Raw genomic sequence first — 16584 nt, 5'->3', positions numbered from 1 at the left:
ATTTTTTCTATCTACGATTAAAGGAATTTCCTTTCATATTTACATCATTTTCATGACTTTTCTTTAACAGAGAAACTTTGTTTCCACCCTTAACATTGATAGTATTATTATAAAAATCAACAGTCCCTGATTTTGCAAACCAAATACAATCTAATGTAGTTTTATTGTTCATATTACCTTCAATAGTATTGTTGCTAAAATCTATATATGAATCATTCGAAAGAAGCTGAAATTTAACCGCTGCTATACACTTTCCATTTAAATTAATTGCATTATTATTAAAGTGAATATTTCTTAAGGATTCTACTCTACTTGGATCTGGCATACCAAATGATATCAAAACATCGTTTTGAACTTGCTGACCACTATAAGTGATATTGTTATTCATAATGTAAAAATCGCATACATTAAACCCCCAAAGAGCTAACGCTTCATCGTTGGCATGTTTCAGCATTTCACATTCCGATATTACGACATTATTTACTTTTACATTCTTGTTGTCATGCGAAGAAAACCATAGACAGCCTCCAACAGTTGCTGTGGTATCATTTTCAAATTTGCACCTATTAATATTTACATTAGAAATATCAGCGCCCTCAGCTTTCATCCACATACATGTTATTGAGGGATTGGCTTTTCCTCCTACCCAAAAAACAGAATCCTGTATATTAATATTATCTCCACGCAAAACAGATACCAAAACTCCCTCAGGAGCTTCGGCACCGGTTTGAGTTTTTGTACGAGTATATTTTGTTTCTGTATTAGCGATATATCTAAAAGTAATATTTGATAAAGAAAGTGATTTACCGTTGAATGTAAACAAACCTCTTTGATTCCATTCGTCGTAATTAGCTTTCTTGGTACAATCTCTAAATGTAATTGTGGTTTGTTCCTTAGATTCCCCTTTGATGGAATAGCTGGAATTTAATAGAATTTTAGTTGAACAGTAATAGTCACCGTTCGGAAAATACAAAACACTTGAAGTATCTTTAACTGCATTTAGTGCATTTATAATACTTTGGTAATCGTCTGTAACGCCGTCACCCTTTGCTCCAAACTTTCTAACATTAACTAACTTGACTGTTTGTTGTGAAGCCGCAACAGATTTACGTACTTTAACCTTTGCGTCAATAACATTTGAGTTTAGCAGGAATATACTCACAATGAGCATACTGCATATAATTAATTTAATTTTTCTTAACAATTACTTCTCCCCCGTATAACAATTTATTTCATAACTTATATAAGATATATTTTTTTATTTTTTATTTGTATTTCTAACCGCTCTACCATATACAAATAAAAACAATAACCAAAACATAAATGTATTTCCGATTGTAATCTCAATAGACGAAAGAATAATAAAAACAAAAATGTATGAAGCGAAAATGATTGTTTCTTTTCTACTATTCCTTGTTCTTCCGAACACTAAAAAAACAAGTGCCAAAAGAGATAGTCCACCAATGATACCAGTATCCATGAAAACTTTCAAAAAACCATTTTGAATGTTAACAAACCCTGCTCTCATACATATTTCATAATTTGTTCCTATACCATAGCCAGTCATCCAGCCATCGCCGAGTAACACTAATGCTATTTCGTATATATATGTACGTCCTGTTAAAGTAATCTTTTTATGCAAGATACCTTCAACAAAATAAGTAACATAATGATTAGAAAGAATCAGATTATACCAGAATGGGAAAAGCATACACGCTATTGCCACTAGTAATATAAGAAGCCTCTTATTCATAATGTAATTCTTATTTCTATGAACGAATAACATTACGACAAGCAATACCGCACCAACTAACCCAGTAGCACAGTCAACAACTTTTGCTATAAGTACTGATTCTGCGATTAAAACAATATACTTAACCCATGTTATTCTATCAATATCTTCTGTCATCATATATTTATAATAGAATAAAGCTAAAACCATGATATGAAGATATGTAACATCAAACTTGATTCCCACAAGATAGTAAGTGCTATTAGTAATCCTTGCTAAAATCAACAAATCATTAACTACCATTATGCCGAACAAATACTTAAAAAGAAGATCAATGTATTTGTTCATTAACCCTTCCCCTGCCATAATTGCAAAGAAAAGATAGCATTCAGTAAGTAGTACAGAATAAGCCAATGAAGACAAAAATGGATTTGTCGTTACAACACCACCGACATTCAGATACGAAGCATATATTGACCAACCAATATGAATTAAGAAAAACACTGTTTCTATGCCAAAATATTCTTTCTTTATCTTCTTTAGATTCAGAATGACAAAAACTGCGACTACTAAAATGCACGCATTTCTTACCCTTGTGAAATCAAAGAACTGTGTTTTAACCAAACATGCGAATATAGTTGCAACTATTGCTATATATGTAAAACTTATAGGTATATATTTTTTTATTGAATACATTTAACCAAAAATCCTCTTTGCTTTAACCAAATAGAACACAATAACAGCTCTTTTATTTAACACCATTTTAAACAAGAGCTTATTTGTTTTTTTCATTTTATCAATTGGATATTTCACTAATAATTCTTGAACCAAAGAATCACTAGAATATTCCTTAATTCTTCCTAATGCTTTAAAATATCTATTCTTACTATGAAATTCCTCTTGCTTCAAACAAAAGATAAGATTATTCATGAAACATCTGATTGCTCGTTCTGCAATATCAGCACTATCAATATCAGCAATGCTTTCACACAACTTATTGTATAGTCTTTTCGATGCATCGAATCTATCTTCTCTATAACGAGATGTTAATGAATCGTCATTATATCTATAGTTGTATAAATTTTCTTTAACAACTGCCACTTTTTTTATAAACTTACATAACTCAATTCTAAAGAATAAGTCTTCACATAAATATTCTCGTTCCGAGCAAAATCTCACATTGTTATCAAAAATAATATCTTTCTTATATAAGACTCTCCACGCAGACATGTCTATTTTAGGAAGACCACTTTCATCAACTGCCTGACCAATTATTTGGGCTAAGAATTCATCAATAATTTCTTTTCCCTCATATTTATCCTTCATATTCATGACATAATCATTGTCGATAGTTTTTCCATCAACATACTTCTTATGTCCGAAATAACAAATGTCAGCATCTGACTCTTTAATAGCTGTCATTGTCTTTTCACATAAATCCAAATCATAAAAATCATCTGAATCTAAAAATAAAATATAGTCACCCTTGACGTAGTTCAAACCTGTATTTCTCGCAAATCCCAGGCCTTCATTTACATCTTTGTGAACTACTTCAATTCTATTATCTTTATCTACCCATGCGTCGCATAATGCTCCTGAGCCATCTGGGCTCTTATCATCGACAAGAATAATTTGTAAATCTTTATAGGTTTGATTCACAACAGACTCTAAACACTGGTCAAGGTATTTTTCTACATTATAAACTGGTATTATTATTGAAATTTTTCCACTCATGATTATTCCCTCTATAAACGTGAATAAAATTGCTTATACATATCTTCTAATACGATATATGATTCATTGATATCGTATCTGTTATCAGTTAACTGGATATTTCTTCTATCCTTAAATGATGCCATCTTATCCAAAATAGTCTTAGCCCAAACAGCTGGGTCTTCCTCTAGTTTGATAAATGATGTAGCCTCACTAAATGAAACCTCAACTGGTACTTTATCAGAGAAGAAACATGGAAGCTTTGCGAACTGCGCTTCAACACCAACTACCGGCACGCCCTCGAAGAATGAAGGCATCACGAACGCATCCATTGCCTGATATAACTCATTTACATCTGTTCTCTTTCCAAGGAAAAGAACCTTATCAGTAATACCCAAATCATTTACAAGCTTTCTAATTTCTTCTTCCTTCTCACCAACACCGATGATTAAAAGCTTTGAATTAGGATTAAGCTTAACTATATTACTAAAAATCTGAACCAGTAATCTATGATTCTTCTGATAAGAAATTCTTCCAATATGTCCAATTACTAATTCATCACCAAGACCAAGTTCCTGTCTCTTCTTTGTTCTAACATCTTCATTAAAGAGAAATGGGTCTTTTTCGATAGCATTAGGAACAACTTCAAATGGTTTTCCTTTAAATAAGAACTGACCGGCTTCTTCACCGCATGCAAGAAAATCAGTAGCAACTGAAGTAATTCTTTCGCGATAGTACATCTTCAGCCAATACTTCATATCTTTATCAATAGAAGTGTTGTGGCTGTGTGCAATTCTGATTGGAACACCAGCTTTCTTTCCTGCCTTCAATGGCAAGTAGCTCATTGGGTCAATATGCGAGTGCATAATTTTGTATTCTGGATGTTCCTTAAAGAACTGACGCATATATCTATTGTATTCTGGTAAATTCTGTGGGTATAAACGTGGTGCGTAATATACTTTTCCACCTAACGACTCGATTTCATCATCATAGTCCGCTCTCTCTGGTCTATGAGTAAGAAAATCAAATTGAATCTGTTCTCTATCGATTCTTCTATAATAATTCATAAGCATGGTTTCAAGGCCAGCTCTATGCATATTGTTAACACATTGTAATACTCTAATCATTTCCTCAGCCCCTATTTATATTTGCCCATAATCAGCCATATTGCTAAATTATACAACTCAGCTCCGTCTGTTGACAATTACTGATTAGTAAAAATATCTGTGTATTTTTTGCAATTATTATGTAACATTTCACAATTCCGCCACATTTATATATTCAACAATAAAAAATTACATTAATCATATAGCGTCTTACCAAGCAATTTTACATAACTCAGCAACACAAAGGGCGTCCATCGGACGCCCTTTAATAATTCCATTATTATCACTTAAAAACCTGATAATCATCAGTCTTCTTCATACTTCTGGATGGATTACCGATTGCGATCGAATCGCTTGTTACGTTTTTGAAAACCACAGCACCTATAGAAACAACCGCTGTATCTTCTATGTTGATTCTGTCTCGAAGGCTTGCATTAGGACCAATATAAACCTGATTGCCAATATTGCAATGACCAGCGATAAACGCCCGAGGTCCTATTATACAATCATTACCAATAATCGTATCATGACCTATCATTGCCTCCGCCGAAATAAAAGTGTTATCACCAACAGTCACATCACTGTTAATATCAGCTTCCAGTATGATAACTCCCTCGCCAAAGCTGTAGTTTTGTGGCAACACCGAACCCGGTGTAATAAGCTGTCCCAGCCTGTAACCATCATGCTTTATCATATCATATGCATGCTTTCTGGCAGAAGGCTCGCCCAGACTTATCAGAATTTCTATTTTGTCGGGAGAATATTTTTCTTTCATCTCCTCATAGGTAAAAACCTCATGTTGATAAACCTCTTTCTCACCAACAACATCATCGATAAAAATGATTTTTTCCCAACGCGATGTATTACCCCAAAAAATCTGCGCCGCATCTACAACAGTTTTCCCATTGCCTCCAGCTCCAAAAACCCCCAGAATCATAAGCTACCTCAGATTTAATCTCTCTTAAAGATATCCCTAGTGTAAACCTTATCTATAACATCATCCAAACACGAATCATATCGGTTTGCGATAATACTGTCGCTCATGTCCTTAAATTTCTGCAAATCGTTTACTACAACACTTCCGAAGAATGTGTCACCATCATTAAGTGATGGCTCATAAATAACAACTGTAGCTCCCTTAGCCTTAATACGCTTCATAATTCCCTGAATTGAACTCTGACGGAAATTATCTGAATTAGACTTCATAGTGAGGCGGTACACACCAACTGTTACCTGCTTCTCACTTGCAGCATTCCATGTGTTGCCCTCTGAATATCCATAATATCCAGCCTTTTGGAGAACTCTGTCGGCGATGAAATCCTTACGAGTCTTATTACTCTCCACGATAGCTGACATCATATCCTGTGGCACATCCTTATAGTTTGCAAGGAGCTGCTTTGTATCCTTTGGTAAGCAATATCCGCCGTAGCCAAAAGATGGATTATTATAATGAGAACCAATACGAGGATCAAGGCAAACGCCGTTGATAATCTGCTCTGTATTAAGTCCTTTCATCTCAGCATAGGTATCAAGCTCATTGAAATATGAAACTCTAAGAGCAAGATATGTATTAGCAAAAAGCTTTACTGCCTCAGCCTCGGTGAATCCCATGTAAAGAGTATCGATATCCTCTTTTATGGCACCTTCCTGAAGAAGCCCTGCAAATGTATGAGCTGCCTTAACTAATCTCTCATCCTCTAAATCTGTACCAACAATGATTCTTGAAGGATACAAGTTATCATATAATGCCTTGCTTTCACGAAGAAACTCCGGGCTGAACATGATGTTCTTTGAATTGAACTTTTCTCTAATTGATTTTGTATAGCCTACAGGAATTGTAGACTTGATAACCATAATCGCATTTGGATTGTATTTGATTACCAGCTCGATAACTTTCTCTACTGCCGATGTATCAAAATACTGTGTCTGAGAATCATAATTTGTAGGTGCTGCAATAACAACAAATTCTGCATCCGTATATGCTTCCTCAGCATCCAGTGTCGCCACTAAATTTAATTCCTTTTCAGCAAGATACTTTTCGATATACTCATCCTGAATTGGAGAAATCTTCTTATTAATCTTTTCTACCTTTTCAGGAATAACATCTACAGCGTGAACCTCATGATGCTGTGCCAACAATGTAGCAATCGATAGTCCTACATAGCCTGTACCTGCTACCGCAATTTTCATTTTACAGTCCTCTCTCTGCGCAATATTCCTTAAAGCTTGGGTTAATCTTGTCCTTATCAGAAAGAATCAAATCAGCCTTTGTCATTCCTTCTGGTATTGGCCACTGAACATTAATATCTGGATCATCAAATGCGAGTCCCCCCTCATCATTTGGATGATAAAAATCTGTAACCTTATAGCAGAACTCTGCGAAATCACTAACTACTAAGAATCCATGAGCAAATCCCTTTGGAACAAGGAACTGCTTTTTATTCTCAGCTGAAAGAAGAATTCCATAGTGCTTACCAAATGTAGGTGAACCTGGGCGAAGATCAACTGCCACATCATAAACCTCACCAGAAATTACGCGAACAAGCTTATCCTGTGCGTACTCCTTCTGGAAGTGAAGTCCACGAAGAACACCTTTCTTGCTGGCAGACTGATTGTCCTGAACGAATGTATAATTAAGTCCCTCAGCCTCCATATCTCTCTGACTATATGTCTCAATAAAATACCCACGGTCATCACCGAATACCTTTGGAGTGATAACACATAAGCCTTCTATACCATTAACATTTTTCTCTACTGTAATTGCCATTGTTAAATCTTCCTTACCATTTTATAGTCCATTAGATACATCTACGAGATACTTACCGTAGTCTGTCTTCATAAGAGGTTCGGCAAGCTTAAGAAGCTGCTCCTTATTAATGAAGCCGCGCTTGTATGCAATCTCCTCGATGCAAGATACATACATTCCTTGTCTCTTCTGGAATGTGCTGACAAACTCAGCTGCCTGAAGAAGCATATCGTGATTTCCTGTATCAAGCCATGCAAATCCACGTCCAAGTGTTTCTACATGGAGATTTCCTCTTTGTAAATATGCGTTGTTAACAGCTGTAATTTCAAGCTCTCCTCTTGCTGAAGGAGTGATTGTCTTAGCAATCTCAACAACCGAATTATCATAGAAATAAAGTCCTGGAACAGCATAATTGCTCTTTGGCTTCTCTGGCTTTTCCTCGATGGAAATAGCAACGCCATTCTCATCAAACTCTACTACACCGTACTCTCTTGGATCACGTACATAGTATCCAAAGATTGTAGCACCAGGCTCAGACTCAGTTCTTTCAGCTGCAGAAAGAAGCACCTTAGAGAATGACTGACCATAGAAAATATTATCACCAAGTACAAGTGCAACTGCATCGCTTCCGATAAAATCTGCACCAATAATAAATGCCTCAGCAAGACCGTTTGGAGCCTCCTGAACTGCATACTGGATATCCATTCCAAGCTGCTTTCCATCACCTAAAAGCTCCTTAAAAACAGGAAGATCTCTTGGTGTAGAAATAATAAGTACCTCGCGAATACCTGCCAACATAAGTGTAGATAATGGATAATAAATCATTGGCTTATCATAGATAGGCATAATCTGCTTACTAATAGCCTTTGTCAATGGGTAAAGTCTTGTTCCCGAACCACCTGCTAAAATAATACCTTTCATTATAAGCTTTCGCTCCTTCCGGTTAGTTTAAATATTCTTTTAATGCGTCCTTCCAATCAGCCATCTTGTAGCCGCTTGTAAGGCGAAGCATATAGTTATCTAAAATTGAATAGTGAGGTCTGTCTGCACTTGCAGGATTCATCTTCTTGTACTCCTCACTTGTAACATGATTAACCTTTACGTTAATACCCTTGAGCTTAAAAATTTCTTCTGTAAAATCTGCCCAGTTTGTATCACCTTCACATGTACCATGGAAGATTCCATAATTCTCTGTAGGCTCGAGATGATGAATCATACGGGCAAGCTCAACTGCTGATGTTGGTGAACCAAGCTGATCACAAACTACTGAAAGCTCGTCATGAGTCTCTGCTAAGCTAAGCATAGTCTTAACAAAATTCTTTCCATCTCCATAAAGCCATGCTGTACGAACGATAAACCATTTATCTGCAAACTGCTGAACAAATTTCTCACCCTCATACTTAGTCTTTCCATAAGCACTGATAGGCGCTGGCTGGTCAAACTCTGTGATAGGCTTTGTAGCATTTCCTGGGAATACATAATCTGTACTTACATGCACAAGCTTTGCTCCAACTTTTGAAGCTGCAATAGCAAGATTTCTAGGGCCAAGAGCATTAAGCTTGTAAGCAAAATCCCAGTCCTTTTCACAGCCATCTACATTAGTAGCTGCTGCACAGTTAATAATTACATCTGGCTTCTTAGCCTCAATAAAGCTAAGCACCTCTTCTAAATCCATAATGTTAAGTGGTGAAATCTTCTCACCCTCAACAACATCTGTAAGGATAAACTCTACCTCATCCTTATACTCATTCTGGATTGCACGGCCAAGCTGTCCATTGCAACCTGTAACCAAAATTTTTCTCATATAAATTTCCTTCTTTATAACTATTGGATTTTATCCTTATGTAATTTCACAAAAACAACCTCTCTTGGATTATTCCAGCGAGGTATTCTGGCATCACCCAGTCCAGAACTGCACACCATAGTGGAGTTCTTTTCTATATATACACCGTGGTCATATTTAGGAAAGAATGTGTAATCGGAAGCAAATACTCCTCCCTTAAAAGGAATACGTACAAGCCCGCCATGAATATGACCAGTAAACACTATATCATAACCGTACTCAGATAGAAAATTAAACTTTGAGGCATCGTGACATAATAGAATATTAAAATAATCCAAATCAGCATATCCTAAAACATCACGCATATTAGCAGACGAATTTCTCCAATCCAATCCACTAATATAAATCTTTGCCCCATCTTTTTCTATAGGGCATTTTTCATTATCAAGAATCTTAATCCCATACTCATAGCATAACTCTCTGAACTGTTCATAAGGCGCACCGCCCAATGGACCATTCGTATAATATTCATGATTCCCCGTAACATAATACATAGGAGCAACACCGGATAACCCTGCCAATAGGAAATCAGCTTCTTCTATGGTATGCTCCTCATCTACAATATCGCCTGTAAGAACAATCAAATCAGGCTTTTGTTTCTTAACAACCCTGATTAGATTTTCTTCTTTATCTCCAAATTCCCTGCAATGAAAATCACTTATCTGGACAATCTTATATCCATCAAATTCTTCCGGTAATGTAGAAAGATACAAATCGTATTTTGTTACTTTTAAAGGGCTAACAAATCCTAATGATAACAAGATAAGAACAGCTAAAAATATCTTTAGCCCTGTTCTTTTCTTTATTTTCACCTTCATAAATCATTCCTTCATTCTAAAAAGTGCATATCCCACACGTACTAAGTTTAGCATGAATTTATGCACTCTTTGTGTATTTCTTTCCAAAAAACTTTGCTTGAAGGAACCAATAACCTTTCTTAATCCAGTTAATCTTTTCAGAATAAGCCGCCGTCACTTCTGTGACAACCTTCCCTTCTGATTGAATTTTAAGAATCCATACATTCATAAGTATTTCACTAACGCGTCCAAAAAGACGGGCCTGAAAATCCGTAAGCCCCGTCAAATCAACTCGTTCTTCAACACCTGCTAATAGCGCAAAAAGCCACTGGCTATACTGGTCGAATATATCTTTTTTCATGATACACATATTGTACATACTACCATTAGTTCTAGAAAAAATAGCATCCATGTACTTCAAATCCTCAGGGCATACTTGAGCCATCACTTCTCTGGCCACATCCAGATGCATTCCATCCATAGTGTGGGCGTAATGACTGTAAAGCGTCTCTATGAAGTATTTATTTCGCTTTGGAATAATAACATCCGACTCCGCCATCAGTCTTTCGATTTCTGCCTCAGTCAGAACATTTTCAAAAGGTGCTGTATCTGTACCAAGATTCTTTTTACTAGCAAAGTAGCGTCTGTAATGGCAAAGCCCCACTACATCAGCTGTGATATTTTTCCATATATAATAAGTGGCTGTCAGCTCACAATAAAACGGATTTTTCTGAGATATATTCTCTCCTTCATCATCACGAGTGATGTTGCCTGTTTTGTCCGAAATACCAACCTGACTGTATGAAATTGGATCTTTCCCTTGGGCGCCAACCTGAATAGGTATGTAACATGATTGTTCTGGCAGCTGACAAGGCTTATGTGTAGCTATAAATATTTTGATATCCAAGCTCTAGTCTCCCATAAAAAAAGACGCCTATACCCATAGACGCCTTTTGTAATCATAATCGGATTTACTAATCCTCTTCGCCGTCCTCTTCGTCTACAATTGCTGCCGCAGCACCTGAAACCGCAGATACCACTGCAATAACTGCAACAATGACAACTAACAATATTAATGCAAAAAAGAAAATTAAAAAACCGCCCTCAGTCATGGTAAACCCTCCTTCTCACGCTACTATTATAAAACTTTTCAAAACTAAAAGCAAACCTGTCGACTATCGCAGCTGCTTAGCTCTATTGAACACTCCTGGGAAGTAGTGTTTTGTATACTCCATAAGGCGTGCGCGTTTGAGTGCAGTCCCAAACATACCCTCTGCCAAAGGCTTGTAAAGCATCTTTATGGTACGAGAATTATCTGGAAGATATTTCCTCATCTCCTGGTAAATAGGAGTCTGAGCTTCATTTTTACACCACTTTAAAATCTCATCTGTTTTTGTCTTTGTCTCCAACTGACGAACCATAGCAGACTGAAAACTTCTAAAGTATTCCTTCGACAAAATACCAAGAGCCTCAAAATCACAGGTCTTCCATTTCTGCTGTTGGTCAAAAATTCTCTTAACACGTATTTTTTGAAGTTCAAAATAATCATCAATATCACCACCAGTCAGGCGCATCTGCCCCTGATTTCTATAGTGATAAAGAACATCGTTTAATATAGTAAGTGACTCTGTAAAATCAAGCACATCACAGTTAAAAAGAATATCCTCAACATGCTTTATCTTTTCAAATCGAAGATTATTATCCTTAATTACACTTGCTTTGTAACACTTATTCCATGGATAGCCAAGCATTGTTATTTCTTCCATCTGCATTGCTAATCTATGGATTGTGACAGGATCATTTGTGGTAAGCATATCATCATCATAATCCAGCAATTCCAAGGTGATTGCTTTCATATAATCAATTTTTCCTGATTCGTAATTACGATAATCTTCTGTGTGACTATAGACTAAAAGATCAACGGGATTTCGTTCCAATGCTGCAGCACACACTCTCAATAGATTTTTCTCATATAAATCATCCGGATCCAAAAAGAGAATATAATCCCCTGTAGCATGTTCAATACCTGTATTTCTTGCAGCTGATACGCCTTGATTTTCAGGATGTTTTATATACAAAAATCTGTCGTCACGATTAATAAAACTACGAGCAATATCTGCACTATTATCAGGTGAACAATCATCCACAATAATAACTTCGAAGTTGTCGTAGGATTGCATCATGAGACAGCCTAAAGCATCACCAATATATTCGCCCACTCCGTATGTAGGCATTATCACGGAAAATTTTATTTCTTCGCTCATATTGACATAATAACCAAAAACCCCTGGGCTGTCAAAGACCTAGGGGCTTGCTCATATCCAAAAAATTGGACATCCCAAGGATGTCCAATCTAGTATTACTTTCCAATCATTGTTCCTGTCTGGCCGCCTACCGCATTACCAGCATCTGAAAGCTTTGTAATAAGCACCTTACGAATAGCTGAATCGCCAATGTAATCAATAGCTGCCTGAATCTTTGGAGCCATATCTGTCGCACCAAATTCTCCTGCTGCAAGCATCTTCTTTGCCTCAGCCACTGAAATGTAATCAAGTGGCTCCTCATCAGCCTGACCAAAATTCTTACAAACCTTTGTAACCGATGTAAGGATAACAAGCATATCTGCATCAAGCTCAGAAGCAAGAAGACCTGCCGCTGTATCCTTCTCAACTACTGCAGAAGCACCCTTTAATTTATTATCCTGAGTGAGGACTGGAATGCCGCCACCGCCTGCTGCAATAACCACCTGATCTGCATCACAAAGTGCCTTGATAGCATCAATCTCTACTATCTCCATTGGCTTTGGAGCTGCCACGATTCTACGGAATCCGCCCTCAACCTTAACTGTGTGATTTCCCTTAGCCTCCTCAGCCTCGGCCTCTTCTTCTGTAAGGATTCTTCCGATGATTTTTGTTGGCTTATAAAAAGCTTCATCATATGGGTCTACAGTAACCTGTGTAAGTACTGTAGATACTGGCTTGTAAATTCCACGTCCTACAAGCTCAGAACGAATAGCCTGCTGCAAATCGTAGCCAATGTAGCCTTGACTCATTGCCGAACAAACCGACATAGGTGTAGGTGTGTAATCAGGATGATTCTGATAGAACTCTGAAAGTGCTGTGTGAATCATACCTACCTGTGGGCCATTGCTATGGGTGATGACCACCTGATAATCCTGCCCGATAAATTCTGCCACTGCTACCGCTGTACGCTTTGTAGCGTTCCACTGCTCCAGCACAGTTGTGCCAAGTGCGTCATGACCAAGTGCAATAACTATTCTCTTTTTGCTCATATGATGCCTCCGAATTGTTTGCCTTTAACTATTATAAATTATGTAATAATTCTACCATAACAATACCCAGTAGACACTATTAATATCTTTTACCTCTGCGATTTCCGATAATCGCAAGTGTGATTAAAATTCCAAGTGCTGCTCCTGCTGTATCAATCCACATATCTGAAACCTGTCCTGAACGACCTTCCACAAATAATTGGATTGTCTCATCAATAAATGATGCTGAAAGAGCAAAAGCAAGTGGTTCAAAGAATCTTCTAAGCCATCCTTTTACGAAGTGTGAAAGCTCAAGTGCCAACAACACTCCAAGGATTGCATATTCTGTAAAGTGTGCTGCCTTTCTGACATAATACATTCCATTTTCTCCTCTTAGAAAAGGAAAAATCTTCGAAAGTACTTCCAGCCACTTACCACTTTCTCCATCTGAAACTACTGCCGGCTGCATACTGTGTCCCCAAATAACGCCAAGCCATGCCACAATCAAAATTCCTAAAATAATCTTACTCTTTTTCATAGGTGTTATTGTACCATATCATTCACATAAAACAATCGGCAGGAACAAAGTCCTGCCGAAAATTTAAACTATTCAGTTGTGATTTCAAATGAACATCCAAAATGGGCCATTGAATAATCAACGTCAGTAAATAAATACCAACCGTCTTTATTTACATCTGCACTGTATTCTACCCCATCACCTTTGGCGTATATCTTACAGTTTTTTTCCCCATTTGCTGTAGTCCCAACAATAGAAGTATCTGTATCAAATATTTCTCCTACAGTAAATTTTGACTCATTCGTCATTGTAAAAGTAGAGGAGTTACTTATTTTTTCACATTCATCACCAAGAACAAATGCAGCTACATTTCTTTGTCCACCAATTCCTGTAACTGTTATCTGGCAATCTTTATCAAAATCGGATGGAACAAAGTTTTTTGTCTTTCCATCTTCCTCATAGCTCATATAAATCTCAAATGATTCTTTTTCAAAATAGCCACTACCATTATCAATGGCCTCTAGCACTCTGTATGTTATAGCTCTAACATCTGTCAATTCATTTACCGATACAGCTGCTCCTTTCGGCAAATTGCCTACTATTTCTATCTTATGACCATCTAAAATTGCAGTGAAGGTCTGCTCTATCAGCTCGACTTCATCCTCTTCTTCTAGTAAATCCTCATCTTTCTGCTGCAAAGCATCAGCTTCTTCTAGTTTAGAATCATCAGCAACAGCATCTTCAGCTTCGTTCTCATCAGTTTTTTCTATCTCATCCTGTTTTTCATTTTCAAGATTTGAATCAACAATATTCTCCTTTTCATCAGATGCAACATCCTCTGAAACAGTGGCATATGTTGTGTCCTCTATTACTTTTTCTTCAGTTTCTTCGGCAAATGCCTTGTTCGAAATAAGCAATACTGTTGCCACCATAACTAGAAGTATTTTTCTATACTTTTTTAACATTATCATTTATCCCCTTAATATATTAATAAAAAATTTTCTTATCTCCAAAATAATATTTATTCATTTCCACACCGTTGAATTCAACACTATTGATTTCTACGCTATTGCCATCTTTATCCTTAAATATCAAATCCGAATGAATATAGATTTTTGTTTTGGATGTGTTTCCCGCATAATCCTTTACCCAAAGCCATTTATAGCCTGAGCCATATTTTTTTAAATCTAACCCATTTTTATCCTTTACAAACTCCTTATCTGATGGGCACTTATTTGCCTCTGATAAAGCATAGCCTTTTACATCAGACATTGTTTCTCCATCGGTTTGAACATCATGAACCTCAATTTCTGATAAATCTTCTTCATGAATTGCCGGTGAATTCTCGTCCTTTATACCGTCTCCTATCTTGATAATTGGACTTGAACTATCACCTAAAATTCTATATGTCTGAGTAGTTTTATTCCCTGCATTGTCTATAGATTTTATGTGTAAATATTGATCCTTATTTTTAATAATACAGTTTATTTCACTGACAGAGCCTTTTGAAGAATTTTTCAATGTTAATTTTTGAAACTTTGAATTTTCAGGATTAACATTCTCATTTCCATCTATAAGGTAATAGCATTCTTTTAAGCCAGATTTCACCTCACAATTTTGATAGCCGCTTCTGTTAGCTGCCTTACCCATGTCAGCATCTCTTTTGTACTCATTAATAAGATATGTATATTTAGTACCAACATCATCTGTAGTTATTTTTAATACCATGTTTCCACTAGCTACCGATACTGACTCTGCAGCTACTGTAGGACTAGTGATATCTGTAGCTTCTCTATCATAAAAACTATCTGTACTTTGATTACTTCCTATGTAGTAAATCAAATTAGCAATAATCATCATTTCTTTTACAGTAACATAAGAAGAATGTCCTGTTTGTATCATGGCCGTTTTCCCATGTGTCGTCAGGAAAAAATTGCTTTCCTCTGTGTCCGAGGGCTTCTTACTTTCGTAAAACTCAAACCATTTATCATTATTATTAAAAACAGCCTGTCCTACATTATGCGATAAACCTACTTCATATACCTCTCCCGGTTCAAGACCTATAATGTACGGATATGAGGTTAACAAACCCGTCTTTGTCATCTTGATTCTATTAGATTCGTTTGATTTATTATTTTGATTATTATTATAAACATCATTATTTTTATAATATCCATCATAGGAATCTATTAATTTTATTGCTTTGCACAACTCCCAGAATTTAGACCAGGTATTATTATATTTGGCTGGGGATTCCCCCAAAGCGATTGTATCGTGAGCAAAAATTACTCCACCATTATTTTTTTCTATAAAATATCTAACTGACTGACGAGCTTTTTCACTTAAATCCTTTTGGCCATTTGAATCAGCTGCACCGAAAAAGATTATATCTACATCAGCAGAAGCACCATGGCTTTTGTATAAATATTTATTTTGCCCATCATCTGTGTTTTCATTAAAATCTTCAAATGATACAGGATTCATAATATTGATATTTAAATTCTCAACACCACTAAGCCATATCTTAAGGAAATTTGCTGCTCCTCGTGTAGGCACAATAGGCAAAACATCAATAACCTCGTTCTTCATTGGCATTACACCATTTTGTGTATTAAAAGCTACTGGAGTGAATTTCGAATACCCATCCTTATCATTAGCCCTGAGGATTCTATAATAATTATTCCCTTCGGGAGTCCATGTAAGTCCCACTCCATTACCGCTTTGTGCGGCTCCAAGAGCCACATATGATGCGCCCTCAGCATCTGCAGTATGCACACTATTTGATGCGAATACACTAAAAATAGAAAGGCATGCTATAAGTACTATAAACTTTTTTGCCAGTTTGCTTCTCATAGAATA

17 protein-coding genes are annotated in these 16584 nt (G+C 36.4%); all 17 read right to left on the bottom strand.

All coding sequences use genetic code 11. The features are described 5' to 3' along the window. Positions 1-7 precede the first annotated feature (7 nt). The gene (locus BUA88_RS10990; RefSeq protein ID WP_072917845.1) at positions 8-1204 is read right to left on the bottom strand and encodes a glycosyl hydrolase family 28-related protein; all 1197 of its coding nucleotides are present in this window, start codon (positions 1202-1204) and stop codon (positions 8-10) included. A 54-nt stretch (positions 1205-1258) separates the two neighbouring features. Further along, a complete protein-coding gene (locus tag BUA88_RS10985; protein ID WP_143151431.1) occupies positions 1259-2080 on the bottom strand; it encodes an O-antigen ligase family protein in 822 nt (273 codons plus the stop codon). Positions 2081-2428: 348 nt separating this feature from the next. Then, positions 2429-3466, bottom strand: a complete 1038-nt coding sequence (locus BUA88_RS10980) for a glycosyltransferase family 2 protein (RefSeq protein WP_072917836.1) — start codon at positions 3464-3466, stop codon at positions 2429-2431. 11 nt (positions 3467-3477) lie between these two features. Beyond that, positions 3478-4572 carry a glycosyltransferase family 1 protein gene (locus tag BUA88_RS10975; protein WP_072917832.1) on the bottom strand — a complete coding sequence of 365 codons (1095 nt, stop codon included), beginning with the start codon at positions 4570-4572 and terminating at the stop codon, positions 3478-3480. Positions 4573-4834: 262 nt separating this feature from the next. Then, entirely contained in the window at positions 4835-5488 is a 654-nt protein-coding gene (locus tag BUA88_RS10970) for a NeuD/PglB/VioB family sugar acetyltransferase (protein WP_072917829.1), read from the bottom strand. A gap of 14 nt (positions 5489-5502) precedes the next feature. Continuing rightward, positions 5503-6741 (bottom strand): nucleotide sugar dehydrogenase, encoded by a 1239-nt coding sequence (locus tag BUA88_RS10965; RefSeq protein ID WP_072917824.1) that lies wholly within the window; start codon positions 6739-6741, stop codon positions 5503-5505. A gap of 1 nt (position 6742) precedes the next feature. Further along, positions 6743-7318, bottom strand: a complete 576-nt coding sequence (gene rfbC / locus BUA88_RS10960; RefSeq protein WP_072917821.1) for a dTDP-4-dehydrorhamnose 3,5-epimerase — start codon at positions 7316-7318, stop codon at positions 6743-6745. 21 nt (positions 7319-7339) lie between these two features. After that, positions 7340-8218 (bottom strand): glucose-1-phosphate thymidylyltransferase RfbA, encoded by an 879-nt coding sequence (gene rfbA, locus BUA88_RS10955; protein WP_072917816.1) that lies wholly within the window; start codon positions 8216-8218, stop codon positions 7340-7342. A gap of 22 nt (positions 8219-8240) precedes the next feature. Then, the gene (gene rfbD, locus BUA88_RS10950; protein WP_072917813.1) at positions 8241-9101 is read right to left on the bottom strand and encodes a dTDP-4-dehydrorhamnose reductase; all 861 of its coding nucleotides are present in this window, start codon (positions 9099-9101) and stop codon (positions 8241-8243) included. 20 nt (positions 9102-9121) lie between these two features. After that, entirely contained in the window at positions 9122-9958 is an 837-nt protein-coding gene (locus BUA88_RS10945; protein WP_083572496.1) for a metallophosphoesterase, read from the bottom strand. A gap of 58 nt (positions 9959-10016) precedes the next feature. Continuing rightward, the gene (locus BUA88_RS10940) at positions 10017-10844 is read right to left on the bottom strand and encodes a DUF4422 domain-containing protein (protein WP_072917810.1); all 828 of its coding nucleotides are present in this window, start codon (positions 10842-10844) and stop codon (positions 10017-10019) included. 67 nt (positions 10845-10911) lie between these two features. Then, positions 10912-11049 carry a hypothetical protein gene (locus BUA88_RS16355; protein ID WP_015550308.1) on the bottom strand — a complete coding sequence of 46 codons (138 nt, stop codon included), beginning with the start codon at positions 11047-11049 and terminating at the stop codon, positions 10912-10914. 63 nt (positions 11050-11112) lie between these two features. Beyond that, positions 11113-12201: a glycosyltransferase family 2 protein gene (locus tag BUA88_RS10935; protein ID WP_072917806.1), complete on the bottom strand. Its 1089-nt coding sequence runs from the start codon at positions 12199-12201 to the stop codon at positions 11113-11115. A gap of 95 nt (positions 12202-12296) precedes the next feature. Continuing rightward, a complete protein-coding gene (gene arcC / locus BUA88_RS10930; RefSeq protein ID WP_072917803.1) occupies positions 12297-13229 on the bottom strand; it encodes a carbamate kinase in 933 nt (310 codons plus the stop codon). A gap of 79 nt (positions 13230-13308) precedes the next feature. Beyond that, complete coding sequence (locus BUA88_RS10925; RefSeq protein WP_072917800.1) at positions 13309-13746, bottom strand: VanZ family protein; 438 nt, start codon at positions 13744-13746, stop codon at positions 13309-13311. Positions 13747-13814: 68 nt separating this feature from the next. Continuing rightward, the gene (locus tag BUA88_RS10920; RefSeq protein ID WP_072917796.1) at positions 13815-14690 is read right to left on the bottom strand and encodes a hypothetical protein; all 876 of its coding nucleotides are present in this window, start codon (positions 14688-14690) and stop codon (positions 13815-13817) included. 22 nt (positions 14691-14712) lie between these two features. Continuing rightward, positions 14713-16578 carry a hypothetical protein gene (locus BUA88_RS10915; RefSeq protein ID WP_072917791.1) on the bottom strand — a complete coding sequence of 622 codons (1866 nt, stop codon included), beginning with the start codon at positions 16576-16578 and terminating at the stop codon, positions 14713-14715. Positions 16579-16584: the final 6 nt, after the last annotated feature.

Source organism: Pseudobutyrivibrio xylanivorans DSM 14809, assembly GCF_900141825.1.
Lineage (GTDB): Bacteria > Bacillota > Clostridia > Lachnospirales > Lachnospiraceae > Pseudobutyrivibrio > Pseudobutyrivibrio xylanivorans.
The sequence above is the reverse complement of the archived record's forward strand: the minus strand, read 5'-3'. Positions and strand labels throughout refer to the sequence as shown.